Annotated in this window: 25 protein-coding genes; 6 read left to right on the plus strand and 19 right to left on the minus strand. The window is 71.3% G+C overall.

Translation table 11 applies throughout. The annotated features are described in order from the left end of the window. Positions 1-6: 6 nt before the first annotated feature. Together ACZ514_RS26390 and ACZ514_RS26395 are read left to right on the plus strand one after the other, a co-directional pair. The gene (locus tag ACZ514_RS26390) at positions 7-450 is read left to right on the plus strand and encodes a nuclear transport factor 2 family protein (protein WP_468699794.1); all 444 of its coding nucleotides are present in this window, start codon (positions 7-9) and stop codon (positions 448-450) included. Between the two features lie 156 nt (positions 451-606). Continuing rightward, positions 607-1,194, plus strand: a complete 588-nt coding sequence (locus tag ACZ514_RS26395) for an NADPH-dependent FMN reductase (RefSeq protein ID WP_468175438.1) — start codon at positions 607-609, stop codon at positions 1,192-1,194. Positions 1,195-1,273: 79 nt separating this feature from the next. Here ACZ514_RS26395 and rfbA read toward each other — a convergent pair whose 3' ends face one another. Next, positions 1,274-2,188 (minus strand): glucose-1-phosphate thymidylyltransferase RfbA, encoded by a 915-nt coding sequence (gene rfbA, locus ACZ514_RS26400; protein ID WP_468175441.1) that lies wholly within the window; start codon positions 2,186-2,188, stop codon positions 1,274-1,276. Positions 2,189-2,467: 279 nt separating this feature from the next. On the opposite strand from rfbA, the gene ACZ514_RS26405 reads away from it, so the two are divergent. Genes ACZ514_RS26405 through ACZ514_RS26420 form a run of 4 tightly spaced genes read left to right on the plus strand, consistent with a single transcriptional unit; the run spans position 2,468 to position 6,091 of the window. Beyond that, a complete protein-coding gene (locus tag ACZ514_RS26405) occupies positions 2,468-3,538 on the plus strand; it encodes an acyl-CoA dehydrogenase family protein (protein WP_468175444.1) in 1,071 nt (356 codons plus the stop codon). Between the two features lie 58 nt (positions 3,539-3,596). Continuing rightward, entirely contained in the window at positions 3,597-4,067 is a 471-nt protein-coding gene (locus ACZ514_RS26410; protein WP_468175447.1) for a nuclear transport factor 2 family protein, read from the plus strand. An 18-nt stretch (positions 4,068-4,085) separates the two neighbouring features. Then, positions 4,086-5,153 (plus strand): LLM class flavin-dependent oxidoreductase, encoded by a 1,068-nt coding sequence (locus ACZ514_RS26415; protein WP_468699796.1) that lies wholly within the window; start codon positions 4,086-4,088, stop codon positions 5,151-5,153. Further along, entirely contained in the window at positions 5,150-6,091 is a 942-nt protein-coding gene (locus tag ACZ514_RS26420; RefSeq protein WP_468175454.1) for a 3-hydroxyacyl-CoA dehydrogenase NAD-binding domain-containing protein, read from the plus strand. Before ACZ514_RS26415 ends, ACZ514_RS26420 begins: the two co-directional genes overlap by 4 nt. Positions 6,092-6,178: 87 nt before the next feature. On the opposite strand, the gene ACZ514_RS26425 is transcribed toward ACZ514_RS26420, so the two are convergent. From ACZ514_RS26425 to ACZ514_RS26510, 18 genes are all read right to left on the minus strand, one after another. After that, entirely contained in the window at positions 6,179-7,018 is an 840-nt protein-coding gene (locus ACZ514_RS26425) for an AfsR/SARP family transcriptional regulator (RefSeq protein WP_468175457.1), read from the minus strand. Positions 7,019-7,306: 288 nt separating this feature from the next. Next, positions 7,307-11,155: an amino acid adenylation domain-containing protein gene (locus ACZ514_RS26430; RefSeq protein WP_468175460.1), complete on the minus strand. Its 3,849-nt coding sequence runs from the start codon at positions 11,153-11,155 to the stop codon at positions 7,307-7,309. Positions 11,156-11,466: 311 nt separating this feature from the next. Further along, the gene (locus ACZ514_RS26435; RefSeq protein ID WP_469125848.1) at positions 11,467-12,408 is read right to left on the minus strand and encodes a ribose-phosphate diphosphokinase; all 942 of its coding nucleotides are present in this window, start codon (positions 12,406-12,408) and stop codon (positions 11,467-11,469) included. 11 nt (positions 12,409-12,419) lie between these two features. Further along, positions 12,420-13,502 (minus strand): alkene reductase, encoded by a 1,083-nt coding sequence (locus ACZ514_RS26440; protein WP_469125839.1) that lies wholly within the window; start codon positions 13,500-13,502, stop codon positions 12,420-12,422. 56 nt (positions 13,503-13,558) lie between these two features. Beyond that, complete coding sequence (locus ACZ514_RS26445) at positions 13,559-14,503, minus strand: pseudouridine-5'-phosphate glycosidase (RefSeq protein ID WP_468175467.1); 945 nt, start codon at positions 14,501-14,503, stop codon at positions 13,559-13,561. A gap of 11 nt (positions 14,504-14,514) precedes the next feature. Further along, the gene (locus ACZ514_RS26450; protein WP_468175470.1) at positions 14,515-14,748 is read right to left on the minus strand and encodes a tautomerase family protein; all 234 of its coding nucleotides are present in this window, start codon (positions 14,746-14,748) and stop codon (positions 14,515-14,517) included. Positions 14,749-14,892: 144 nt separating this feature from the next. Further along, positions 14,893-15,813: an EamA family transporter gene (locus ACZ514_RS26455; protein ID WP_468175473.1), complete on the minus strand. Its 921-nt coding sequence runs from the start codon at positions 15,811-15,813 to the stop codon at positions 14,893-14,895. Next, on the minus strand, positions 15,813-16,478 hold the full coding sequence (upp, locus tag ACZ514_RS26460; RefSeq protein WP_468175476.1) for a uracil phosphoribosyltransferase: 666 nt from the start codon (positions 16,476-16,478) through the stop codon (positions 15,813-15,815). The genes ACZ514_RS26455 and upp overlap by 1 nt, the downstream gene beginning before the upstream one ends. A 95-nt stretch (positions 16,479-16,573) precedes the next feature. Next, positions 16,574-17,263: a phosphoribosylanthranilate isomerase gene (locus ACZ514_RS26465; RefSeq protein ID WP_467896619.1), complete on the minus strand. Its 690-nt coding sequence runs from the start codon at positions 17,261-17,263 to the stop codon at positions 16,574-16,576. A 143-nt stretch (positions 17,264-17,406) separates the two neighbouring features. After that, positions 17,407-18,345 (minus strand): alpha/beta hydrolase, encoded by a 939-nt coding sequence (locus ACZ514_RS26470; protein ID WP_469125840.1) that lies wholly within the window; start codon positions 18,343-18,345, stop codon positions 17,407-17,409. A gap of 28 nt (positions 18,346-18,373) precedes the next feature. Next, complete coding sequence (locus tag ACZ514_RS26475) at positions 18,374-18,544, minus strand: hypothetical protein (protein ID WP_469125841.1); 171 nt, start codon at positions 18,542-18,544, stop codon at positions 18,374-18,376. A 7-nt stretch (positions 18,545-18,551) separates the two neighbouring features. Continuing rightward, the gene (locus tag ACZ514_RS26480) at positions 18,552-19,049 is read right to left on the minus strand and encodes a nuclear transport factor 2 family protein (protein ID WP_468175482.1); all 498 of its coding nucleotides are present in this window, start codon (positions 19,047-19,049) and stop codon (positions 18,552-18,554) included. Positions 19,050-19,119: 70 nt separating this feature from the next. Further along, on the minus strand, positions 19,120-20,088 hold the full coding sequence (locus ACZ514_RS26485) for a Gfo/Idh/MocA family protein (protein WP_468175485.1): 969 nt from the start codon (positions 20,086-20,088) through the stop codon (positions 19,120-19,122). Beyond that, on the minus strand, positions 20,088-21,488 hold the full coding sequence (locus tag ACZ514_RS26490; protein ID WP_468699802.1) for an NDP-hexose 2,3-dehydratase family protein: 1,401 nt from the start codon (positions 21,486-21,488) through the stop codon (positions 20,088-20,090). The genes ACZ514_RS26485 and ACZ514_RS26490 overlap by 1 nt, the downstream gene beginning before the upstream one ends. Then, positions 21,485-22,789, minus strand: a complete 1,305-nt coding sequence (gene rfbH / locus ACZ514_RS26495; protein WP_468175491.1) for a lipopolysaccharide biosynthesis protein RfbH — start codon at positions 22,787-22,789, stop codon at positions 21,485-21,487. Before rfbH ends, ACZ514_RS26490 begins: the two co-directional genes overlap by 4 nt. Further along, positions 22,786-23,796 (minus strand): dTDP-glucose 4,6-dehydratase, encoded by a 1,011-nt coding sequence (rfbB, locus tag ACZ514_RS26500; protein ID WP_468175494.1) that lies wholly within the window; start codon positions 23,794-23,796, stop codon positions 22,786-22,788. The genes rfbH and rfbB overlap by 4 nt, the downstream gene beginning before the upstream one ends. Positions 23,797-23,897: 101 nt before the next feature. After that, on the minus strand, positions 23,898-24,134 hold the full coding sequence (locus tag ACZ514_RS26505; protein ID WP_468175497.1) for an acyl-CoA carboxylase subunit epsilon: 237 nt from the start codon (positions 24,132-24,134) through the stop codon (positions 23,898-23,900). Positions 24,135-24,172: 38 nt separating this feature from the next. Continuing rightward, positions 24,173-25,735: an acyl-CoA carboxylase subunit beta gene (locus ACZ514_RS26510; protein ID WP_468175500.1), complete on the minus strand. Its 1,563-nt coding sequence runs from the start codon at positions 25,733-25,735 to the stop codon at positions 24,173-24,175. Between the last annotated feature and the right edge of the window lie 22 nt (positions 25,736-25,757).

Raw genomic sequence — 25,757 nt, forward strand, 5'->3', positions numbered from 1 at the left:
GTCCCGATGAGCACCGAACCCATGACCGGGTCACCCGCCGGAGAGGACTACGTCTCCGCGGAGCTGTACACGCGGATCCAGCAGTTCTACGCCGGCCAGATGGCGATGATGGACGAGGGGCGCGCCGAGGAGTGGGCCGCCACGTTCACCGAGGACGCGGTCTTCCCGCCCTCGGTCAGCAGCCGGGCGGGGCGTGCCGACTCGGCCCGGGCGCACGCCGAGAAGCTCCTCCGGGAGAAGACCGACCTGCGCCACTGGCTCGGCATGCTCGACGTGCGCCCGCAGCCGGACGGCAGCCTGCACGCGCGCGCGTACGTGCTGACCGCGCGCACGGTGCGCGGTGAGGAGCTGCGGATCACGGCGAGCGTGGTGTGCCGCGACCGCCTGGTCGAGGAGGACGGCCGGTGGCGGGTCGCCGAACGGACCCTGCGGCGTGACGGGGCTGCCTGACCGCTCCTGCCGGAACCGGCTTGACCTCGAGTCGGCTTGAGGTTCTACGTTCTGACGCGGGCCCCGGGCCACGACGCGCCGCACCGCACGGGGCCCGGGCCGCGGCGCCCCGCACCACCCTTCCCGACGCATTCCCTGTCGAAATGAGGTACCACGATGTCCGGCAACCCGCTCAAGGTGGGCGTTCTGGTCGGCAGCGTCCGCACCGGCCGCTTCGCCGACAAGGTCACGGACTGGTTCGTCGCCGAGGCCGGCCGCCGCGATGACATGGAGATCCACGTCATCGACCTGTCGGAGCCGGCGCTCGTCGAGGAGCTGAAGCTGAACCTCGACCCGCTGGGCACCCCCGGGGAGGCCCCCGCGCTGGCCTCCCGGATCGAGGGGCTCGACGCGTACGTCGTCATCACGCCGGAGTACAACCACGGTTACCCGGCCTCGCTGAAGCTGGCCGTCGACTACGTGTACAGCGGCTGGCGCGCCAAGCCGGTCGGCTTCGTCTCGTACGGCGGCATGGCGGGCGGCCTGCGTGCCGTGGAGCAGCTGCGGCAGGTCTTCGCCGAGCTGCACGCCGTCACCATGCGGGACACCGTGAGCTTCCACAACGCGTGGGAGCGGTTCGGCGAGGACGGCCGGCCGCACGACGAGGACGGCAGCTCGAAGGCCGCCACCGTGCTCCTGGACCAGCTGGCCTGGTGGGGCCTCACCCTGCGGGACGGCCGCGAGGCGCGTCCGTACGAGGGCTGACCGCTCCGCGCGGACGGCCGGGGCCCGGTGGACGACGACCGTCCGCCGGGCCCCGGCCGTGTCTCGGGCCGGCCGCGTCTCAGGCCCGGGCCAGCGAGCCGGAGCGCCTCTCGGGCGGGGTGTCGCGCAGCGAGTCGGCGACCTCCATGACGTAGCGCCCGTACCCGGACTTGCCGAGGAGGGTCCCGAGCCGGTGGCACTGCTCGGGGTCGATGAAGCCCATGCGCAGGGCGACTTCCTCGATGCAGGCGATGCGCATGCCCTGGCGGCGCTCCAGGGTCTGGATGTACTGCCCCGCGTCGAGCAGTGAGTCGTGGGTGCCGGTGTCCAGCCAGGTGAAGCCGCGGCCGAGGTCCACCAGGCCGGCCTTGCCGCGGGCCAGGTACTCCAGGTTGACGTCGGTGATCTCCAGCTCGCCGCGGGGCGAGGGCTTCAGGGCGCGCGCGATGGAGACCACGTCGTTGTCGTAGAAGTACAGGCCCGTGATGGCCCGGTTGGAGCGGGGCTCGGCCGGCTTCTCCTCCAGGGAGATCAGGCGCCCTTCCTCGTCGGCCTCGCCCACTCCGTACCGCTCGGGGTCGCGCACCGGGTAGCCGAACAGCAGGGCGCCCTCGGTGTGCGGCATGTACTGCTGGAGCAGCCGGGCGAAGCCGGGGCCGTGGAAGATGTTGTCGCCGAGGACCAGGGCGACGGAGTCGTCCCCGATGTGGTCCGCGCCGATGGTGAAGGCCTCCGCGAGGCCGCGCGGCTGCTCCTGCTCGGCGTAGGAGAGGGTGAGGCCGAGCGCGCTGCCGTCGCCGAGGACCGTGCGGAACTGCGGCAGGTCGCGGGGGGACGAGATGATCAGGATGTCGCGGATGCCTGCGAGCATCAGCACCGACAGCGGGTAGTAGATCATCGGCTTGTCGTAGACGGGCAGCAGTTGCTTGGACACCCCCAGGGTGATGGGGTGCAGCCGGGTTCCGCTGCCTCCGGCCAGGATGATTCCCTTCACTGCTCGCCACCTCATGTCGTCTCGGCTTCGTGGCCGCACGGGCCCGCGGCCGCCCAGGCTGCCGGGAGCCGGTCGAGGACGGGTCGAGGCGGGCCGGGCCGGTGTCCGCCGCCTCCGCCGTCGAGCGCCTTTCCAGCGGCGCTGGATCCGCCGCCGCCAGGGTGACTCCGTCGCCACCGGATGGCGCGCCGCCACGAACGAGCGAGGAAAGTGGTACTGATGCCGAGCTTCCCGTCATCGGACACGGATCTGCATGTCAGAGCACAGGAGTTGGCTTCCGTGGCCGTCCGGTACGCGGAGCGGGCCGACGCCGATCGCGCGCTGTCGCGCACCGTGTCGGACGGGATCGTCGACGCCGGCTTCGCCGGGCATTTCGTGCCGGCCCGCTGGGGCGGCCGGGACGGCACCGCGACCGAGCTGCTGCACGCCGTCTCCGCCCTCGCGCAGGGCTGTACCTCGGCCGCCTGGTGCGCCTCGGTCATCGCCGGTGCCGGCCGGATGGGCGCCTTCCTCCCGGAGGAGGGGCAGCGGGAGCTGTGGGCCAAGGGCGCGGACACCGCCGTGGTGGGCGCGCTGATGCCGCGCGGCACGGCCACCGCGGTCACCGGCGGCTGGCGGGTGTCCGGGGAGTGGGACTTCACGAGCGGGGTCGGCTTCTCCGACTGGGCCCTGGTGTGCGCGCTGGTGCCGCGGGACGGCGCTCAGGTTCCGTGGTTCTTCGCGCTGCCCCGCCAGGAGTACCGGGTGGCCGACACCTGGACCTCGATCGGCATGCGCGGCACCGGCAGCAACACCCTGGTGGCCGACAACGTGTTCGTGCCGGCCCACCGGGGCTTCACCCGGCAGGACATGATCGAGGGCCGGAGCGTCGGTTCGGACGCCCGCTGCCACACCGCCCCGCTGCGCCTGCTGAGCGGGCTGCTCTTCGGCGCCCCCGCGCTCGGCGCGGCCCGCGCCGCCCTGCGCGTGTGGGCCGAGGACTCCCGTACGGGCGCGGAGGAGGAGGCGCTCGGGCTCCGTACGGCCGCTTCCCGCGCGGTGATCGCCGTCGATGCCGCCGAGCTGCTGCTGGAGCGCGCCGCCCGCGTCGCCGACGCTCCCACGGCGACGGCGCTCGAGCTGGTGCGCAACCCGGCCGACTGCGCGTACGCCGTCGAGCAGTCGGTGGAGGTCGTCGAGCGGCTGCTGCGCGCGTCCGGCAGCTCCGGCCAGCTCGCCGCCCACCCCATGCAGCGGATCTGGCGCGACGTGCACAGCCTCGCGAGCCATGTGGCGCTGCGGTTCGATCCGGCCGCCGGCGCCTACGGGTCGCGGCTGTTGTCCTCCACCGCCGGGCTCGGCGCCCCCTGACCCAGACGACGACGCAAGCGATGCCGGCACGCCGGCTGATCCAGGAAAGGCAGCTCGTATGAGCGACTCCACCCCCAGCACCCCGCGCACCGCGGCGGAGCCCTTCGTCTCCGCCGAGCTCTACACGCAGGTGCAGCAGTTCTACGCCCGGCAAATGGGTCTCCTCGACGACGGCTTCCCCGATGCGTGGGCGGAGACGTTCACCGAGGACGCCGTCTTCCAGGAGGCGAGCCGTCTGGACGAGCCCCTGCGCGGCCGCGCCGCCATCCGGGAGTCCTCCCGGGCCCGCAAGAAGCGGCTCGAGGCCGACAAGATCGACTTCCGGCACTGGCTGGGGATGCTCGACGTGCGCCCGCAGGCGGACGGCTCTCTGCACGCCCGCAGTTACGCGCTGGCGATGCGCACGAGGACCGGCGGCGAGCTCGACATCTTCGCCAGTGTCGTGTGCCACGACCGCCTGGTCCTCGTCGACGGCACCTGGAAGGTCGCCGAGCGGGACCTCCACCACGACGGCTCCGGCCGCGACTGACGAGGCTGAGGAGCTTTCGTGAAATTCGGGATCGTCTTCTTCCCCACGGTCGGCCCTGCCGACAAGTCCGCCCAGCAGTACTTCGACGAGGCGCTGCGCCTCGTCGACCTCGCGGAGGAGCTGGGCTTCGACCACGTGAAGATGGTGGAGCACTACTTCTTCTCGTACGGCGGCTACAGCCCCGACCCGGTCACCTTCCTCGCCGCCGCGGCGGGCCGCACCAAGCGCGTGCGGCTGGGGACCAGCGCCACCATTCCGGCCTTCCAGCACCCGGTGAAGCTGGCCGGCAAGCTGGCGATGCTGGACAACATCTCGAACGGGCGCGTCGACGCCGCGTTCGGGCGGGCCTTCCTGCCGGACGAGTTCAAGGCGTTCGGCATCGACATCGACGAGTCGAAGGACCGTTTCGTCGAGGGCGTCGAGGCCATCACGCGGCTGTGGACCGAGGAGGACGTGGTCTTCGACGGCCGGTTCCACCAGTTCGGCCCGGTCACGCTGCTGCCGCGGCCGGTGCAGGCCCCGCACCCGCCGGTGTTCGTGACCACCGCGCGCAGCGCCGAGTCCTGTGCCGAGGCGGGCCGCAACGGCCACAACCTCCAGACCGTGCCGAACGTCATGTCCACCGAGGAGCTGCAGAGCCGGCTGGCGCTCTACCGGGCGGAATGGGCCGCCTCCGGCCGTGCGGCGGGCACCGAGCAGATCCACTTCAGCTACCCGTGCGTGGTCTCCGAGGACGGCGAGGAGGCCCGCGCCAAGGGCCGTCTCGACGACGACCGCAACTCGGCGGCGATCCGGGACGCCGTCGCGTCGTGGGGCACCACCCGCTCCGAGGCCTACCCGGGCTACGAGAAGCTGGTGGAGGCCACCCGGACCTCCCACTTCGAGAGCAAGATGGAGCAGCAGAAGCTGCTCATCGGCGCCCCCGACCAGGTACGGGCACAGCTCGAGCAGATCTCCGAGTGGTTCGGTGACGACATCACCATCAGCCTCGGCGTGCACTCGGGCCACCTGTCCTTCGAGGACGCGGCCACCACGATGCGGCTGATGGCCGAACGGGTCATCCCGAAGCTGGGGGCGGGCGCGTGAGCCAGGACAAGCGCGTCGTCACGGTCATCGGCGCGGGCACGATCGGGCTGGGCTGGATCGCCCTGTTCCTGGGCCACGGGCTCAACGTACGGGTCAACAGCCGGCGCGAGGACGCGCCGCGGATCGTGGCCGAGGGCCTGGAGCTGTTCGGTCCGTACCTGCCGGAGGGCAGCGCGGACCCGGCCGGCTTCGCCGAGCGGCTCAGCTTCGAGCCGGACCTGGAACGGGCGGTGGCGGACGCCGACGTCATCGTCGAGAACGCTCCGGAGAACCTGGAGCTGAAGCAGGAGCTGTACGAGCGGATCGGCAAGGCGGCCCCGGCCTCCGCGCTGCTGCTGTCGTCCACCTCCACCCTGAACCCGGACGACATGGGCGCCCGGATGGCCGACTCCAGCCGGCTGGTCGTGGGTCACCCCTTCAACCCGCCGCACGTGGTGCCGCTGGTGGAGGTCGTGGCCGGCGAGCGCACCTCCGCCCGGGCGGTGGAGGAGGCCGTCGCCTTCTTCACGTCGGTGAGCCGCAAGCCGGTCGTCCTGCACAAGCCGATCATGGCGTTCGCCGCGAACCGGCTCCAGTCGGCGCTGCTGCGCGAGTCGGTGCACCTGGTGCGCGAGGGCGTGGTCACGCTGGAGGAGCTCGACCAGGTGGTCACCCACTCCATCGGGCTGCGCTGGGCCACCGTGGGGCCGTTCCTGGCCTTCCACCTGGGCGGTGGCCAGGGCGGCCTGCGCAAGTGGCTGGGCACGCTCGGCTCCAACCTGGAGCGCGGCTGGGAGGGGCTCGGCCGTCCGCCGATGGACGACGAGACCATACGCTCGCTCATCGAGCAGGCGGAGGCCGCGTACGGTTCGAAGACGTACGAGGAGCACGTGCGGGAGCGGGACGCCAAGCAGACGGCGATCCTGCGCTCCCTCGCCGAGGTGAACGAGCGGGCGTGACCCGCGCGGGGGCGTGACCCGCGCGGCACGGAAGAGTCCCGGTACGGCCCACAGGCCGTACCGGGACTCTCGGGTTTGCGGGGGGGGTCAGGCGCCCGAGGGGGCGGCCGCGCGCGGCCGGCCGGCGGCGCCGTCCTCGGCGGGGACCCGGGGGGCGGGGGGCGAGGCCTGCGGGACGGGGCTGAGCAGGCGGGCCTGGAGCTGCTTGAGCTCCAGGGAGGGTTCCAGGCCCAGTTCGTCGGCGAGCAGCCGGCGTACGTCCTGGTAGGCCTGGAGGGCTTCCGCGCGCCGGCCGGCGGCGCCGAGGGCGCCGATGAGCTGGCTGTGGAACCACTCGTTGAGCGGGTACTGGTTGATCAGCTTCCGCAGCTCCGGGATGGACTCGCGGTGCCAGCCGAGCTGTTCCTCGCAGGCGATGCGGATCTCGAAGGCCCGGATGCGCAGCTCCTCCAGGTGCACGATGTGGCCGGCGAGCAGGTCGCCCGCGGGGAAGTTCGACAGGGCGGGCCCGCGCCAGAGGTCGAGCGCCTCGCGGACGGTCCGCAGCGCGGTGAGCGGATCGCCCTGGGCGAGTTCGCCGCGCGCCTGGGAGACGAGCCCCTCGAATATCCGGATGTCCGTCTCGGAATCGTCGACGCGGATCGCATAACCGGGCGGGCTGGTGATGATCAGAGGCCGGTCCGCCGGTACCAGCCGTTCGTTCGCGAACATCCGGCGTGCGTGGTAGATGTACGTCTGCAGCGTCGTCACGGCGCTGCGCGGCGGTTTCTCGCCCCACAGTTCCCGTATGAGCGCGTCGGCCGTCACGATTTCGTTGGGTCTCGTGAGCAGCAGGGCCAACGTCTGGCAGACCTTGGGCGTTCCCGGGCGGTAGGCCCTGCCGTCGTCCGTGACGATCTCAAAGGGTCCGATGAGATTGAAACGCATGGGTGGTTCTCCTCGTCAGCAAGACAGCGGCAATTTCCGAACGGTCATCGACGGAGTTGGGAATGCGATAGGCAGTCCGCCTGAGTTATAAGAAGTCTCTTCCAGGTCTCCGACGCCCGTCAACCAATCGCATGTCAGGGCGCCGTCAACTTGCGTCAGAATTGCGCTGCCTTTCCCCCTGTTCGGGGAACCTGCGTCAGGAATACAAAAAAGCGGCCGCCCTGCCGGAGAAATCCGGCAGGGCGGCCGCCTAGGTGCGGACTACCTGTTTTCCGCGCTTACCCGTTCCTACTCGCCGAGCAGGTACCGGATGTGCTTGACCAGCTCGCCGATGTCCTCGCGCAGCAGGCTGTAGTGGTCGGCGTCGAGGTCGATGACCGTCGGCGGCTCGGCCGAGTAGCCGCTGCTGTTCTCGAGGAACGAGTAGTCGTCACCCTCGGCCTTGAAGATGCTGATCGGCGCCTGGAGGGTGCGCTCGGCCAGCTCGCGGAACGAGTACTCGAATTCGTAGGTCTGGCCCACGACCGAGATGATCCGCTTGGCGAGGTCGACGTCGATGCCCTTGAGCTCGCTGATGAACTCGGCGAAGGACGCCTCGTCCGTCACGGTCTCCAGGCACTTCTCCAGGTCCGGGCCGGAGATGGTGCCGGTGAACACCGAGAAGAGGATGGTCGTGTAGGCGCGGTTGGCGAAGGACGCCTCGCGGCCCCACACCTTGCCGTTCTCGGCGCGCACCTTCGGCGACCCCGGGGCGATCAGGAAGAGGTTGTCGACCTTCTCGCCCGCCTGCTCCAGCTGGTAGGCCGTCTCGAAGGCCACGCGCGCGCCGAAGGAGTAGCCCCACAGGGTGTAGGGGCCGGTCGGCTGGAGCTCCTTGATGGCCTCGATGTCCGCCTTGGCCATCTCGACGATGGTCTCGTACGGGGTCTCGCCCTCGTTGATGCCGTACGACTGGACGCCGTAGAACGAGCGGCCGAGACCGATCTCGCCGGCCAGGGTGCGCAGGTTCATCGGGTAGCCGCCCAGGCCCGGCCAGCACAGCACCGGCTTCTGCTTGCCGGTCTCCGCGTGCAGGCGCACCAGGCGCGAGGACTCCTGGGCGACCTCGCGCTCCAGGCGGCGCGCGAGCTTCTCGACCGTCGGGGACTCCAGGACGGTCTGCAGCGGCAGGGAGACGCCCAGGCGCGAGTTGAGTTCGCGGACCAGGCCGACGGCGATCAGCGAGTTGCCGCCGGACTCGAAGAAGTCGTCCTGGACGGAGACGCTCTCGCGGCGCAGGGCCTTGCCCCAGATCTCCGCGATCTCCTTCTCGGTCTCGGTGCGCGGGGCGACGAAGGGACGCTCCACCAGCTCGGCGTTGACCTGGTCGGAGACGGCCAGCGCCTTGACGTCGATCTTGCCGTTGGCCGACAGCGGCAGCCGCTCGAAGACCACGACCCGGTTGGGGATCATGTAGTCGGGCAGGAAGCTGACGAGGTCGTCGCGGATCAGCTCCGCCGGACCGCGCATGTGGACGCTGTCCTCGCGCATGCCCTCGTGGCCGAGCTGCTCGTCGCTGACGCGGCCGCCGACGAAGAAGTACATCGGCCCGCCCTCGACGCCGTTCTCGGCGAGGACGGCGTCCATGCGGCGCGAGGCCGGCAGCGGGTTGCCCGTCTTGGAGCTGTAACCGGAGGACATGAAGCCCAGGTTCAGCCCGTTCATCATCAGGTGCTGGAGCTTCTTGCCCAGGGTGATGTAGTGCAGCCACTCCTCGGGCGCCCGGCTGTAGACGCTGATGCCGAAGCTGGCGGCCTGGTACACCGACTGGTTGATCGCGATGACGTGCTTCTTGAGGACGATGTCGTCGGAGAAACGGCTCAGCGCGCCGTTCTCGTAGCGGTACTGGCCCTCGGGCAGGCCGGCGACCTTGCCGCCGTGCGTCTGGACGTAGACCTCGGCGTGGTCCTCGCGCTCGCCCGCGTTCGGGACGAGCTCGAAGGTGCCCAGGTAGTAGTCCTCGTCGGCGACGTCGAGCAGCTCGCGGACGGCCGGCTCGTAGGCGCGGTCCTGGATGTCCAGGCCGTAGGCCGGCAGGACCTGCTCGAAGAGGCCGACGATGTGGCCGGTCTCGATCTCCAGGACTTCCTGGATGTTGTTCTTGTAGACCGGCTCGATGCCGCTCTTCTTGCCGATGAAGTGGATGTGCGCGGTCGGCTTGCCGGTGGGGGCCTTCTCGCTGATCAGCACGAGCTGGTGACGGACCGGCTGGTAGTAGTAGTAGCCGGGCCGCAGCCCGCCGACGCCCTCCAGCTCGAAGTACATCTGCGTCGCGTACAGCGCGCCCGGGGAGGCGTAGCCGTACTTCGGGAGCAGCCGCTCCTCGCTGACGTACTGGCCGAACCAGCGCAGGATCTGGCCCAGTTCGGCCGGCGCCAGATCGGCCGCCTTGCGGGAGTAGGCCGCGGTGACCTTGGCGCCGAGCAGCTTCAGCAGGTCGTCCTGGGTGACGGCGCCGCCCTCGTAGAAGCGGTACGTCTTGCGGGCGAAGACCCGGGCGCGCTGCTCGGGGGTGGGCGCGGCGCCCTCCAGGTCGAAGGCCGGGCGGGCGGCCAGCTCGGCGTCGTCGCGCAGGCCCGGGTTGGACAGCTGCGCCTTGACCTGGAGCTTGCTCTTCTTCGACGCGTGGTGGGAGCCGTGGTTGCCCTGGTCCATCAGGGCGGCTTCCTTCTCGCTCAGCTCGACGCAGGCGATCAGGTTCTGGAAGCCGGTGCGGCCGTCGTTCTTGACGATGACGGCGGCGTTGCGGACCCAGTCGTGGTTCTCGATCGCCAGGGATATCTCGTCCAGCTCGACGCGGTAGCCGCGCAGCTTGACCTGGTTGTCGGCGCGGCCGGCGAACTGCACGGTGCCGTCCGGGTTCCACTGGCCCAGGTCGCCCGTCTTGTACAGGCGGGTGGGCGCGGCGCCCTCCTCGAGCTGGATCTCGAGGAAGCGCTCGGCGGTCAGGTCGGGGCGGTGCAGGTAGCCGCGCGCCAGCTGCACGCCGCCGATGTACAGCTCGCCGATCTCCCCGACGCCGACCGGCTTCAGGGTCTCCTTGTCGAGGATGTGGTACGTGGTGCCGTGCACCGGGCGGCCGATGGAGATGGACTGCGGTCCCTCTTCCAGGTCGGCGGGGTCCACCACGAAGGAGGAGGAGTTGATGGTGGTCTCGGTCGGGCCGTAGACGTTGATCAGCGCCCGGCCCGGCATCTCCTGCGTGGTCTGGATCGCCAGCAGGCGGGAGAGGGCCTCGCCACCGCTGAAGATCTGCTGGAGGGAGACGCACTCGCCGAACTTCTCGGTGTCGAGCAGGCCCTGGAGCAGCGTCGGGACGCACTGGAGGGTGGTCACGCCGTGCTTGACGATGGTCTCGATGAGGCCCTCGGGGTCGGCGTAGACGCCCGGGGCGCCCATGACGACGGTGGCGCCGTTGGCCGGGGAGAGGATCTCCCACTGGGCGGCGTCGAAGCTCATCGGGGTCTTCTGGAGCACGACCTTGCTGCGGTCGATCGCGTAGGTCTCGCGCAGCCAGCCGAGCTGGCTGACGATGCTGCCGTGCTCGATCATCACGCCCTTGGGCTTGCCCGTGCTGCCGGAGGTGTAGATGACGTACGCGAGGGAGTCCGGCCGGGCGCCCTCGGCGGCCGGGAGCTCGTGGCCCTCCGGGAGGACGAACGCCTCGGACTCGCGCAGGGTGACGACCCGGACGTCCTGCGGGGCCAGCTCGCGCAGGCGGGACACCAGGCGCTGCTGCGCCAGGATGATCTTCGCCTGGCTGTTCTCGATCATGTAGCGGAGCCGGTCCTCGGGGTACTCCGGGGACAGCGGCAGGTAGGCGGCTCCGGCGCCGAGGATGCCCCACGCACCCACCATCAGGTCGATGGAAGGCTCGACGAAGAGGCCGACGCAGTCGTCCGTGGAGACACCGAGGTGTCTCAGGTACTCGGCCAGGGCCGAGCTCCGGGAGGCCAGCTCACGGAAGGTGAGCTTCTCCTCCCGGTAGGCGACGGCGACCGCGTCGGGGTGCTCGGCCACGCGCTCCGCGAGCAGGCCGGGCAAGGTGGTGGTGCCGCGCAGGGTGGGCTCGAGCACGCTGGTCTCCTGAAGAGTCATTTCCCGCTTCCTTAAGTTCCGTTTGTGGAGCAGCGGGCGCGTCGGCCGCCCCCGCAGGCCGGGCTCCGCGAGGCAGCGAGCCCGGTGGACGACGCCTCACCGCCGGCATGGGGGCGGTGTCCGCGCGGGGCGGGCACCGCGCAAGCGGTGCGGCGTCAGTGGCCGAGACGACTGCTCGGCCGGATGAAACCGAAGAACTGAGGGGCGCAAGGGCAAAGCCTCACCACCCGGAAAGACCGGAACGGCGCGGTGCGTGCGGCCGCCTCCCCCTACGGACGGACGGGCCCTCCCCGGGCCGCCCGTCCGGGCGATCACCGGCTCCGCAGGAGCCGGGTTACTGACCCGTTGTCGAACACCTCCCTCGTGGCGCCCGCGATGAGCGGGGCGATCGGAAGGACGGTCACCTTGTCGATGCCGAGTGCCGCGGGCACCGGAAGGGTGTCGGTGAAGACGAACTCGCTGACGCGCGAGTTCTTCAGGCGGTCCGCGGCGGGGCCCGAGAGGACCCCGTGCGTGGCCGCCACGATGACGTCCCGGGCGCCCTGCGCGAACAGGGCGTCGGCGGCGGCGCAGATCGTGCCGCCGGTGTCGATCATGTCGTCGACCAGGACGCAGACGCGGTCGCGGACCTCGCCGACCACCTCGTGGGCCGTGACCTGGTGGGCCACGTCCTTGTCCCGCCGCTTGTGGACGATGGCCAGCGGAGCGCCGAGGCGGTCGCACCAGCCGTCGGCCACGCGCACGCGGCCGGCGTCGGGCGAGACGACGGTGAGGTCGTCCCGGTCCACCTTGGAGCCGATGTGGTCCGCGAGGACCGGCATGGCGAACAGGTGGTCCACCGGACCGTCGAAGAAGCCCTGGATCTGGTCGGCGTGCAGGTCGACCGTCAGGATCCGGTCCGCTCCGGCGGTCCTGAGCAGGTCCGCCACCAGGCGGGCCGAGATGGGTTCCCGGCCGCTGTGCTTGCGGTCCTGGCGCGCGTATCCGTAGAACGGCAGGATCACCGTGATGCTGCGGGCCGAGGCCCGCTTCAACGCGTCGACCATGATGAGCTGTTCCATGATGGACTTGTTGACCGGGGCCGTGTGGCTCTGGATCACGAAGCAGTCCGCGCCGCGCACGGAGGCGTGGTAGCGGATGTAGATCTCGCCGTTGGCGAAGTCGACCGCCTTCGTCGGGACCAGGGTCGTGCCCAGCTCGGCCGCGACGGCCTCGGCCAGCTCGGGGTGTGCGCGCCCCGAGAAGAGCAGCATCTGTCGGGAGCTCACGCGGCGCCGGCCCCTTCGAGCGTCGGGTAGTCGGTGTAGCCGGTGTGGTCGCCGCCGTAGAACGTGCTCTGGTCGGCCTCGGCCAGCGGGGCGCCCGTGCGGATGCGCTCGGGCAGGTCCGGGTTGGCGATGAAGGACGCGCCGAAGGCGACGGCGTCGGCCAGGCCGGCCTCCACGGCCTCGGTGGCGATCCGGGCGTTGACGACGACGCCGTTCTCCGGGTGGGGGCACAGGACGACCGCGCCGCTCCACCGTGCGCGCAGGTCCGCGACGTGGTCGCGGTTGCCGCCCTCGAGGACGTGCAGGAAGGCGAGGGGCGGCAGGGCCGCGAGGAGCGCCTCGTAGACGGCGCGGGTGTCGCCCTCCTCGATGTCGTTGTACGGGTTCGAGGGCGAGATTCGCACGCCGACGCGGTCGGCGCCGATGCGCTCGCAGACCGCCCCGATCACCTCGGCCGGGAAGCGGACGCGGTTCTCGACGGAGCCGCCGTACGCGTCGGTGCGCCGGTTGGTGTTCTCCGCGAGGAACTGGTGCAGCAGGAAGCCGTTGCCCGCGTGGATCTCCACCCCGTCGAAGCCCGCCTCGATCGCGAGCGCGGCGGAGTCCGCGAACTCCTCGACGATCCCGGCGATCTCCCCGGTCGTCAGGGCGCGCGGCTCCGGGTAGTCCAGCGGCCCCTCGGGGCCGTAGGCCTGGCCGGCCGCGGTGACGGCGGACGGGGCGACCGACCGGTGGCCGCTCGGGTACAGGGAGGGGTGGCCGATGCGGCCGCAGTGCATGAGCTGCGCGACGATCAGTCCGCCGCGGGCGTGCACGGCCCCGGTGACCGGCTTCCAGGAAGCGGCCTGCTCGGGGGTGTGCAGGCCCGGGCTGTTGCCGAAGCCCTGGCCGGTGACCGACGGCTGGATGCCCTCGGTGATGATCAGGCCGGCCCCCGCGCGCTGACCGTAGTAGGTGGCCATCAGTTCGGTGGCCAGACCCTCGCCGGTGGCCCGGTTGCGGGACATGGGCGCCATGACCACTCGGTTGCTCAGGGCCAGCTTCCCCAGAGTGACCGGCTCGAACAGCTTCTCGGACATGTGTGTGTCTCTCCAGACTGAGGTCAACGCGTGGTGCGGGGGCGGTTCGTGTGCGCTCAGCGGCCGGCGAGCTCCGCGAGGTGGGCGGAGTGCGCGACGGCCAGGCGGCCGGCCGCCTCGGCGCAGGAGGCGAGGACGGCCATGTTGGCCCTGGCGGAGCGGCCGTCCGTGGCGGCGTCGACCGCCCGCATCAGGTACTTGGTGATGGCCTGGCCCGAGACGCCGTCCCGGGCGGCCTCGGCGACGGCGGCGCGGATGGCCGTGTCCACCTCGGCGGAGTCGATGGCGTCCTCCTCCCTGACCGGGGTGGTGATCAGGAAGGAGCTGTTGTTGCCGAGGGCCCAGTGGGCCTCGATCGCACGGGCGATGACCCGCTCGTCGTCCAGGCGGTGGGGGGCCTTGTGGCCGCTCGTACGGCAGTAGAACGCGGGGAAGTCGTCCGAGCGGTAGGCGACGACGGGGACGCACTGCGTCTCCAGGTACTCCAGGGTCAGGCCCAGGTCGAGGATCATCTTGGCGCCCGCGCAGACGACGGCGACCTTGGAGCGGGTGAACTGGATCAGGTCCGAGGACACGTCCCAGGTCTCCTGGGCGCCCCGGTGCACGCCGCCGATGCCGGCGGACGAGAAGAACGGGATCCCCGCGAGCTCGGCCGCCACGACCGAGGAGGCCACGGTGGTGGCTCCCGGACCGCCCTGCGCCAGGACGACGGGCAGGTCCCGGCTGGACACCTTGGGGATGCCCGGCAGGGAGGCGAACCGCTCGATGTCGGCGTCCGACATGCCGACGCGGATCTCGCCGGCCTCGATGCAGATCGTCGCGGGCACGGCGCCCCCGGACCGTACGGCGTCCTCCACCTTGCGGGCGGTGGCGGCGTTGTCCGGGTAGGGCAGGCCGTGGGTGATGACGTTGCTCTCGAGGGCGACGACGGCCTTGCCCTCGTGGAGGGCCTCTCGGACCTCCTCGGTGTAGACGACGGGGACGCCGCTGCTCGCGCTCATCGGGATGTCTCTCAACTCTCGTTCCAGTAGCCGGGCCGCCTGACCAGGAGGTCGCGGCGGGCCGCCATCTCGGTGAGGACCTGGGCGTCCCAGTCCTCGGGTGCCACCGGCTCCAGGGAGATGGAGACGGTGTCCTCGCCGGTGGCGAAGGTCCGTGTCACGGCGGCGGTCACCGCCTCGTCGATCGCCCTCAGCTGTTCGGCCGTGAAGTCCCTCGGGTAGTGCCTGATGTGGACGTGGGGCACGGACTCGGTCCTCTCACGGTCTGGGTGTCTGGTGGGTGGGTGGCACACCGCGGACGGGGGAGGCCGCGGTGTGCCACCACCGCTCCCCGCCCTGCTCCCGGGGGGCAGGGCCGGGCGGGGAGTCGTGGGCGGTGATCCGTCGCGTTACGTGCTGACGGATTCCCGCGGGGTCTCTCGGGCCGGCTCCGGCTGCCCGGGTTCCTTCCTGCCCGTCTTCGGCTGGGCCAGGACCACCGAGGCGACCACCGTCAGCGCTCCGACGATCTGGAGCGGCGAGAGCGCCTGGTCGAGGACGAAGTAGCCGAGGAGGGTGGCCGTCAGGGGCGAGGCGAAGCTCAGGAAGGACACCGCCAGCGCGGGCAGCCGCTGCACACCGCGGAACCAGATCGCGTAGGCGACCAGGGCCCCGATGATGCCCAGGTAGGCGAAGCCCCAGAGGTTCTCGGCGGTGATCTCGGCGGGCAGGCCCTCGCCGATCAGCGCGACCGGCAGCAGGACCAGGCCGCCGACGGTGAGCTGCCAGCCCGTGAAGGGCAGCAGGCCCACCCCTTCGGGGCGTCCCCAGCGCTTGGTGAGCACGATGCCGGAGGCCATGCTGAGCGCGCCGAGGAGACCCGCGACGACACCGGTGGCGTTGAGCCCGGCGTTCGGCTGGATGACGAGCAGCGCCACACCGGCCGTGCCCAGGGCGCAGGCGGCCAGGTGGATCCGCCTGATCCTCTCCTTGAGCAGGACGGCGCCGAGCAGCAGCACGATCATCGGCTGGATGGCCATCACCAGCGCCGCGACGCCGCCCGGCAGGTTGTAGGCGGCCACGAAGAGCAGGTAGAAGAAGGCGCCGATGTTCAGCACGCCGAGCACCAGGGCGCGCCACCACCAGATGCCCTTCGGCAGCGTCCGGCCGATGGCCACCAGGATGAGGCCGGCGGGCAGGGCACGGAGCAGCGAGGCCAGCAGGGGCCTGCCCTCGGGCAGTAACTCCGTGGTCACCAGGTACGTGGACCCCCAGACCGCCGGGGCGAGCGCGGTGAGCGCGGAGTCCGCGAGCGTTCGGCTGCTCCTCATCAGGCCGCTGCCGAGTCGGTCGTGCCGAAGTAGCGGTCGCCGAAGTCGCCGATGCCCGGGATCATGAAAGCGTTCTCGTTGAGGCGTTCCTCGATGGACGAGGTGACGATGGTGACGGCCGGGTGCTTGGCGTGGACCGCCGCTATGCCCTCGGGCGCCGCGAGGAGGTTGACGAACACGATGTGCTCCTCGCGCACGCCGGCCTCCAGGAGGACGTCGATGGCCGCGTTGGCGCTGCCGCCGGTGGCGAGCATCGGCTCCAGGGCGAGGACGTGCCGGTCGGCGATGTCGTCGGGGAAGTTCTTGTAGTAGAGGTGCGGGAGCTTGGTGACCTTGTTCCGCTGGATGAGCACCTTGCCGACGGTGATGTCGGGGATGACCTGGCGCAGCTCGTCGAGCATCGAGTCACCGGCCCGGATCACGGGTACGGCGCACAGTTTGGTGCCGAACTTGAGTCCGTCGTACGTCTCACCGACCGGCGTGACGGCATCGTGCCGGTCGAACGGCAGCCGGTCGAGCGCCGATTCGATCAGGAGGCGGATGATGCGCCGGGAGTAGAACACGAAGTCCGCGCGGGACGCACTGCGGTCACGGATGATCGTGTGCATGGCCCGGAGCTGGTTGGTCTGCGGCAGCGGGTGGACGTTGTGGTGGCCGGTCGCCATGAGAAACCTGTTCCTCGTCGGTCGTGGAGACGGGCTGCGGCCGGTCCGGGGCCCAGGGGGCCCGGTTACCGCAACCGTGGGGTCGGGTGCCGAGGTCAGGAGCCTGCGATCTCGGCGAAGGCCTTGCGCGACTCCGCGACGAACTTCGCCACCTTCGCGCGGTCCTTGCGCCCGTCGGGACCTTCGAGGCCGGTGTGGGCGTCGACGGCGGCGGGCTTGACGAAGCGGATGGCGTCGGCGACGTTGTCCGCGTTCAGGCCGCCGGCCATCATGAGGGGCTTCGGCGAACGGCGCACGAGTTCGGCGCTGACGTTCCAGTCGTGGGTCAGACCGGTGGCGCCCTTGGCGCCGGTCGCCGGGTTGAAGGTGTCGGTGATGAACATGTCCACCACGTCCGCGACCTCGTCGACGAGCTGGAGGAGCTCCTCGGCGTTGTCCTCCTTCACGACCAGGCTCTTGAGGACGTACAGGTCCGGGCGGTCGGCCTTCAGCTTGCGCAGCTGCTCCGGCTCGACGTCGCCGTGGAGCTGGACGGCCTTGACGCCGAGCTGCGTGGTGAACGCGCTGATCTCGTCGGCGTCCGTCATGTAGCTGATGAGGACGCCTTCCTGAGGAGCGGTCAGGCCCGCGATGATCTCCGTGGCCGCGGCCTCGGAGATGTCGTCCTTGCCCGACGGAAGGCGGAGCGGGAAGCCGAACCAGTCGCAGCCTTCCTCGGCCAGGAGCTTGGCCTCCTCGGCGTCGATGATGCCGGCGACCTGCACCAGGTCCTTCACGTCACTCATGCGCGTTCCTTTTTTCGGGATGAGGCAGATGGGTCGAAGCCCGCCGGGAACCGTGCGGAGGTGTCCCGTATGAAAGGTTTCGCCGGTCATCTCTGGATGCTCATCAAAAGGCTCGTAGGTCGCGGTCCGTGGGTCAACGGGCCCTATGTCACGTATGCGTCAACCTTCTTCAGGTCCCGGTCAGGCGGCGTCACGGTCCGGCCAATCGTCACGCCGCGGGCGAGCAGGCATTCCTCCAGGTGGGACAGGACCCGCAGGTGGTAGGAGCGGGCGGCCCAGCCCAGACTGATGTTGTGCCCAGCATGGGGCTGCCGGGCCACCTCTGTGGAGGCCGCCACCAGCGGAGTCAGCAGTTCCTCCAGCGCCTCCCCGTCATGCCTCCACCACAGTTCCTGTTCGGCGAACGTGAAGCGCACGGGCACCCGTACTCCGGCCACCACGGCGGGGTACATTTCCGGCCATTCGAGCGTCTCCCGCGCCTCCCGGACGGGCACCGGCCGCAGCAGCCCCTGCCCGAGCCGGAAGGCGTCCGGCGGGTAGAACCTCAGCGCCCCCCAGTGCCGGCGCCATTCGCCCGGCAGGTCCGCTCCCGGCAGGCGCCAGGGCTCGACGGCGAAGCGCCGGCCGATGCCGGAGACGTCCACGCCGAACGGGGCGATGTCGCCCGCCGCGGCGGCCGCGGCCGACAGCGCGAGCCGGCCGCCGTTCGAGTGGGCCACCAGGAAGCAGCCCGCGCCCAGCTCGTTCCGGCGGGCGAAGCCCTCCAGGGCGGCGAGCAGGGTCGCCGTCTGCCCGGCGAGGTCCTGTCCCTCGGGCAGGACGGCCGCCGAGGCCCCGTACCCGGGCCGGTCCAGGGCGAGTACGGCATGGCCCAGCGAGGCGCCCAGCTCCAGCAGCGAGAGCCCGGGCCGGGCCCGGCTGTCGAAGTAACCGGCGCTCATCCCCGCGCCGTGCAGGGCCACCACGAGGGCCCGGGGCACCGGCCGCGCGGGCAGGGCGAGCAGCCCGGACAGCGGGATCCCGTCCGCCTCGAGGACGACGGGGCGGACGGGAGGCGGGCCGGGGGACGGTGAGGCGAGCATGCGGGTTCTCTCCTGGGTAGGGACGGGCTCAGCGGCCGTGGCGCGCGGCCCGTCTCCGGGCGACGGCGAGGGCCCAGACGGCCCGGCGGCGCAGCAGCGTGGCCAGGGCCGGGGTGGGGAGCCGCAGCGACTCGTGTGCGTGTTCGCGTACGGGGTCCCGCGCGGGGACCCAGTAGCCGGCGATCTGCACCGCGTTCATCGGACGCTCACAGCCGGACTCCGGTGAGCTCGGGCAGGCGCACCCCTGAGTCCCATACGACGTGGAACGCGACGTGCTCCAGCCGCCAGCCGGCCTCCGTGCGTACGGCGCGGGCCTCGGAGTGGCCGCCGACGTCGAAGCGGGCCTCGGGACCGTCCGCCCCGTGGTGGACGTGGGTGGTGAGCTGCTGGGCCCGCAGGGTGGCCCGGTCGCCGTCGAGCACCACGGAGTGGTTGGCGCTCAGGTGGTGCGTACGCGCCCACCGCTGCCGGGCCTCGCGCTGGAAGGCGGTGAAGGCCTCGACGCCCGCGCAGACGCCGATCGGGAAGGCGAAGGTGGCGTCCTCGGTGAAGAGCGCGGCGAAGTCGGTCCCGTCCCCGCCGGTTCCGTCGTGGGTGTCGAGGGCCGTGATGTAGCGGTCGAACAGTTCGCGCAGTTCGGCACGGTCGCGCAGGACCTGGATCTGGTCGCGCAGGGCCGCGATGTCGTCATGGGTCGAAGGCATGGCCTCTCCAGATGGCGGACTTCATGGGTGTGGGGCGCCGGGCGGACCCGGCGCCCCACCGCTGGTGCGTTCAGAGCACGCGGGCGCCGACGCGGACCGCCTCCACCAGCTCCGCCTGGCGCAGGGCCGGGCCGTCCGGGGCCGCCGTGCCCGAGCGGACGGCGGCGGTGAACGCGGTGACGGCGGCCAGCACCTGGTCGTCGGCGGCGAGGACGATCTCCTCGGCGCCCGTGCGGCGTTCGAGCCGGACCAGGGGCGGGTGGCCGGCGGGCGGGGTGAAGGCCCGGTCGACGGTGAGCCGCCCTTCGCTCCCGGTGATCTCGTAGGCGGAGCGGTAGCCGTGGTCCAGGCCGAAGGCGAGCTGCGCGCAGACCCCTTCGGGGGTGCGCAGCAGCGCCGTCCCGCTGGTGTCGACGCCACGGCCGGGACCGCCCCGGACCAGTACGGCGGCCTCGGCCTCGAGGCGGTCCCCGAGGAAGTGCAGGGCCGCGCGGACGGGGTAGACGCCGGTGTCCCACAGGGCGCCGCCGCCCAGCGCGGCGTCGTAGCGGATGTCGGAGTCGGGCAGCCGGGGGATGGAGAACTCCGCCCGGAAGGAGCGCAGGTCGCCGATCGCCCCGTCGGCCACGAGCGTGCGTACCGCGGCGTGCTGGGAGTGGTGGACGAACATGACGTTCTCCCTCAGCACCCGCCCGGTGCCCTCGGCCAGGGCCATGAGCCGCCGGGTGGAGGCGAGGTCGGTGGTGAGGGGCTTCTCCGCGAGGACGTGCTTGCCCGCGCGCAGCGCCGCCTCCACCCACGCGGCGTGCAGGGCGGCCGGGAGCGGGACGTACACGGCGTCGATGTCGTCCCGCTCCAGCAGGGCCGCGTAGCCGGTGACGGCCTCGCAGCCGGCCTCCGCGGCCGTGGCACGGGCCTTGGCGGCGTCGCGGCTGGCGACCGCGACGAGCCGGGCGCCCGGGGCCGCGCGCAGAGCGGGCAGCATCCGGCGGCGGGCGATGTCGGCACAGCCGAGCACGCCGATGCGGACGGGGTCCATCAGAGGCGCACCGCTCCCGAGGTCAGGCAGGAGAGCAGAGTGCGCGCCTGCACGTTGAGGTAGTGGTTGTGGCGCAGCAGGGCGGTGAGCTGACCGGTGGTGGCCCACAGGTAGCCCGGCGGCGCCTCGAGCGGGGCCTGGTCCTCGTCGGTGTCGACGAACAGGTAGCGGCTCTCGGCGTTCAGGAACCGGCCGCCCTCCTCGGAGTGCAGTGCCTCGTAGCGGATCCGTGCCGGGTCGGCGCCGAGGACCAGGTCGAGGAAGCGGGGCCGCTCGGCCGGCGGCAGGTGCGCGTAGTTGGAGGGGGTGTACTGCACCGTGGGCCCGAGCTCCACCGTGTCGAGGAAGCCGCCCTCGACGCGGGCGTGGACGAGCAGGTGCGGGACCCCGCCGATCCTGCGGGTGAGGAACGCGGTGACGCCCTCGCCCCTGGGTTCGAAGAGCGGCTGCGTCCAGCTGGCGACCTCGCGGCTGCCCGCGTGCACGCCGACCGCGACGACGCCGAAGTAGCGTCCCTCCTCGTGGTCGATGGAGTGCTCGCCCCGCACCCAGCCGGGCAGGCCGGCGAGCGGGACGCGTTCGGCGCTGACGTCGTGGCGGGCGCGTTCGGCGGTGAACCAGGACCGCAGCGCGGTGTCGGAGTGCAGGCTGACGCCCTCGGGGTCGGGGAAGGGGGCGCAGGCCAGCACGGTCCGGGCGTCCATGTTGATGACGTTGCCCTGGAGCAGCAGCTCACCGATCTGGCCGAGGGTGAGCCAGCGGAAGTCGTCGTGCTCCGGTACGTCTCCGAGGGCCTCGACCAGCATGTTGCGGTTGCTCTTGCGGAAGAACCACGAGCCGTGCTCGGACTGGAGGACGTCGGCGAGGACCCGGCCGCGGCGGGGATCGGTGAAGTACTCGACGTAGCGCACGTCGGCGCCCTTGTGGGCCTTGGTGTAGTTGCTGCGGGTGGCCTGCACGGTCGGCGACACCTGGAGCAGGTTGCGGTTGCCGGGCTCCATCTTGGCCTGCATCAGGAAGTGCAGGACGCCGTCGAACTCCTTGACCAGGATGCCGAGGATGCCGACCTCGGGCTGGCGGATGATCGGCTGGTGCCACCGCTGCTCGAGGCCGTCGGTGGAGGTGGCCACCCGCAGGCCCTCGACGGTGAAGAACTTCCCGCTGCGGTGCCCCAGGTTGCCCGTGCGCGGGTCGAAGGACCAGCCGTCCAGTTCCGCGAAGGGGATGCGGTCCACCCGGAAGCGGTGTGCCCGGCGGCGTTCCTCCAGCCAGGCGTGGACGTCCGCGGTGTTGCGCACCAGGCCGGTGCAGGCGGCGGCCGACCGGGCGAAGCGGGAGGGGAGTTCGGCGTCGCGGCGGGGCCGCAGCACGGCGGCGGGGGAGACGGTGGGAGCCGTCACGAGCGGCCTCCCACGAACTCCTTGACGGACGCGATGACGTAGTCGAGCATCTCGTCGGTCAGCGCCGGGTACACCCCGATCCAGAAGGTCTGGTCGGTGATGATGTCACTGTTGGTGAGGTCGCCGACGATGCGGTGCGGCTGGTCGATGTACGCCGGGTGCCGGGTCAGGTTCCCGGCGAACAGCCGCCGCGTGCCGATCTTGCGGTCCTCCAGGAAGTCCACGAGGGCGGCGCGGGTGTAGGGCGCCCCGGGGTCCACGGTGATCGCGAACCCGAACCAGCTCGGGTCGCTGCGCGGGGTGGCCTCCGGCAGGATCAGGTGCGGTACGCCCTCGAGGCCGTCGCGCAGCCGGCGCCAGTTGCGGCGGCGGGCGTCGCAGAAGTCGTCGAGCTTGTCGAGCTGGGTCAGGCCCAGGGCCGCCTGGATGTCGGTCGCCTTCAGGTTGTAGCCCACGTGGGAGAAGATGTACTTGTGGTCGTAGCCCTCGGGGAGGGTGCCCATCTGGTACTTGAAGCGCTTGAGGCACTTGTTGGTCTCGCCCGGCTCGCACCAGCAGTCCCGGCCCCAGTCGCGCAGCGATTCCACGATCCGCGCGAGCGCCAGGTTGGAGGTCAGGACGCAGCCGCCCTCGCCCATGGTGAGGTGGTGGGCCGGGTAGAAGCTGACCGTGGTGATGTCGCCGAAGGTGCCCGTGAGCTGCCCGTCGTAGGTGGAGCCGACGGCATCGCAGTTGTCCTCGATCAGGAACAGGTCGTGCTCCTGGGCGAGCTGCGCGATCTCGGCGACCTCGAAGGGGTTGCCGAGGGCGTGGGCGATCATGATGGCGCGGGTCTTGGGGCCGATGGCGGCCGCCACCCGGTCGGCGGTGGTGTTGTAGGTGCCCAGTTCGACGTCGACGAAGACGGGCACGAGGCCGTTCTGGATGATCGGGTTGACGGTGGTGGGGAAGCCCGCCGCGACCGTGATGACCTCGTCGCCGCGCCGGAGGCGCCGGTCCTCCAGCAGGTGCGAGGTGAAGGCCGTCATGGCCAGCAGGTTCGCGGAGGAGCCGGAGTTGGTCAGATGGGCCTTGCGGTGCCCCAGCTTGCGGGCGAACCGCGATTCGAACCTGCGCGAGCTGGGTCCGGCGGCGATCCGCATCTCCAGGGCCGCCTCGACCAGGGCGGCGCGGTCGCGCTCGTCGAGGACCGCGCCGGCGGGCCAGATCTCCGTGGTGCCGGGAACGAAGGGCCCGTCGTTCTGGGTGTCCTGGTGGAACTTCGCGGTCTCATCGAGGATGAGTCCCTTGTGGACGTTCATGACGGGATCCCTTCACGGCCCTCGGGGCCGGGGTTGTCGGTGCGGTGCTTGACGGACTTCCACCAGCCGGGGTTGTCGCGGTACCAGGCGACGGTGTCGGCGAGACCCTGCTCGAAGGGGACGCGCGGCGCGTACCCCAGCTCCTCGCGGATCTTGGTCTCGTCGAGGGCGTAGCGCAGGTCGTGGCCCTTGCGGTCGGCCACCCGGCGCACCGCGGAGGCGTCGGCGCCGCACAGGGCGAGCAGCCGCTCGGTGATGTGCAGGTTGGTCTGTTCGTTGCCGCCGCCGATGTTGTAGACCTCGCCGGCCCGGCCCCGGTCCAGGACCAGGGCGATGGCCCGGCAGTGGTCGTCGACGTGCAGCCACTCCCGGATGTTGCGCCCGTCGCCGTACAGCGGTACCTGCCGGCCCTCCAGCAGGTTGGTGACGAAGAGCGGGATCAGCTTCTCGGGGTGCTGGTAGGGCCCGTAGTTGTTGGAGCAGCGGGTGATGGAGACGTCGAGCCCGTGCGTGCGCCAGTAGGAGCGCGCGATGAGGTCGGAGGAGGCCTTGGACGCGGCGTACGGGGAGTTGGGCTGGAGCGGCCACTCCTCGGTCCAGGCGCCCTCGGCTATGGAGCCGTAGACCTCGTCGGTGGAGACGTGGACCACGCGCCCGACCCCGGTGGCCAGGGCGGCGTCCAGCAGGGCCTGGGTACCGCCGACGTTGGTGCGGACGAACTCGGCCGCCGAGTGGACGGAGCGGTCGACGTGCGACTCGGCCGCGAAGTGCACCACCGCGTCGTGGCCGGGCAGCAGCTCGCGCAGCAGTGCCCCGTCGCAGATGTCGCCGCGGACGAAGTCCAGCCGGGGGTGGGCGGCCGGGAGGTTCTCCCGGTTGCCCGCGTAGGTGAGCTTGTCGAGGACGGTGACCCGGTCCTCCTCGTGGCCCGGGTATCCGCCGCCGAGGACGGTCCGCACGAAGTGCGAGCCGATGAAACCGGCGCCGCCGGTGACCAGCAGCCTCATACCGCCTCCTCGAAGGGCGTCCGTCCGAGGACGAGGTCCGACATGTCGTTTCTCCTTGGAAAGAAGGAAAGAGGGTGGGAGGTGGGAGGAAGCGGACGCCGTCAGGCGGACCGCGCCTCGGCGGAGTTGTCGCGCCAGGTGCGCGGACCGAGGAAGCCGCGCATGCGCTCGGGACGCCTCCAGCCCGCGAGGACGGGCCCGCCCCCGGCCGTGCCGCCGTGCTCGCCCTCGTACGCCGCCGCACGGGCGAGTACGACGGCGGTCAGCGCCGCCAGTTCCTCGGCGTCGGGCTTTCCCTTCACCACGCGGATGAGGTGACCGGGCTCCGGGGTCTCCACAGGACTCTCCTCGTCTCGCGGGGCGCCGCCGCCGGTGCTCACTGCGGCGGGTTCCCGTGCTTGCGGGCGGGCAGGTCGGCGTGCTTGGCGCGGAGCATGTCCAGGGAGCGGATCAGCACCGAGCGGGTGTCGCGGGGGTCGATCACGTCGTCGATCAGGCCGCGCTCGGCCGCGTAGTACGGGTGCATCAGCTCGTCCTTGTACTCCGCGATCCGCTGCGCCCGTACGGCCTCGGGGTCCTCGGCGGCGGCGATCTCGCGCCGGAAGACCACGTTGGCCGCGCCCTCGGCGCCCATGACGGCGATCTCGTTGGTGGGCCAGGCCAGCGCCAGGTCGGCGCCGATCGAGCGGGAGTCCATGACGATGTACGCGCCCCCGTAGGCCTTGCGCAGCACCAGCGAGATGCGCGGGACGGTCGCGTTGCAGTACGCGTACAGCAGCTTGGCCCCGCGCCGGATGATGCCGTTGTGCTCCTGGTCGACACCCGGCAGGAAGCCGGGCACGTCGACCAGCGTGACCAGGGGGATGTTGAAGGCGTCGCAGAACTGGACGAACCGCGCGCCCTTCTCGGAGGCCTCGATGTCCAGGACTCCCGCCATGGCCGCCGGGTTGTTCGCGACGATGCCCACCACGTGCCCGTCGAGGCGGGCCAGGGAACAGACCAGGTTGGGCGCCCAGGCCGGGTGCACCTCGAAGTGGTCCCCGTCGTCCACGACCTCCTCGATGACCTTGCGGATGTCGTACGCCTGCCCGGGCTGGAGGGGCACCAGGTCGAGCAGCGCCTCGTTGAGCCGGTCGGCCGGGTCGCCGGAGCGCTCCACGGGGGCCAGCTCCCGGTTGTTGGAGGGCAGCAGCGCCAGCAGGTAGCGGACCTCGGCGATGCAGGTCTCCTCGTCGTCGTACGCGAAGTGCGCGACGCCCGAGGTGGCGGAGTGGACGTCCGCGCCGCCCAGCCCGTTCTGGCTGATCTCCTCACCGGTGACGGCCTTGACCACGTCGGGTCCGGTGATGAACATCTGCGAGGTCTCGCGGACCATGAAGACGAAGTCCGTCAGGGCCGGGGAGTACGCGGCTCCGCCGGCGCACGGGCCGAGCATCACGGAGATCTGCGGGATGACCCCGGAGGCCTTCGTGTTGCGCTGGAAGATGCCGCCGTAGCCGGCGAGGGCGGAGACGCCCTCCTGGATACGGGCGCCCGCGCCGTCGTTGAGGGAGACCAGCGGGGCGCCGGCCGCCTCGGCCATGTCCATCACCTTGTGGATCTTGCTGGCGTGGGCCTCGCCGAGCGCGCCGCCGAAGATGCGGAAGTCGTGCGCGTAGACGAAGACGGTCCGGCCCTCGACCGTGCCCCAGCCGGTGACGACACCGTCGCTGTAGGGCTTCTTCGCCTCCAGTCCGAAACCGGTCGCCCGGTGCCGGCGCAGGGGCTCCACCTCGGTGAAGGACCCCTTGTCCAGCAGGAGCGCGATCCGCTCGTGCGCGGTCAGTTTGCCCTTGGCGTGCTGGCGTTCGGTCGCGCCCTGGTCACCGGTGCGCGCGGACTCCTTGATCCCGTTGAGTTCGTCGATCCGGGACCGGATCGTGTCCTCCGCTCGGGGCATGTCGTGCACCCTTTCTGTGGGG

The organism is Streptomyces sp. NPDC034086, assembly GCF_055575515.1.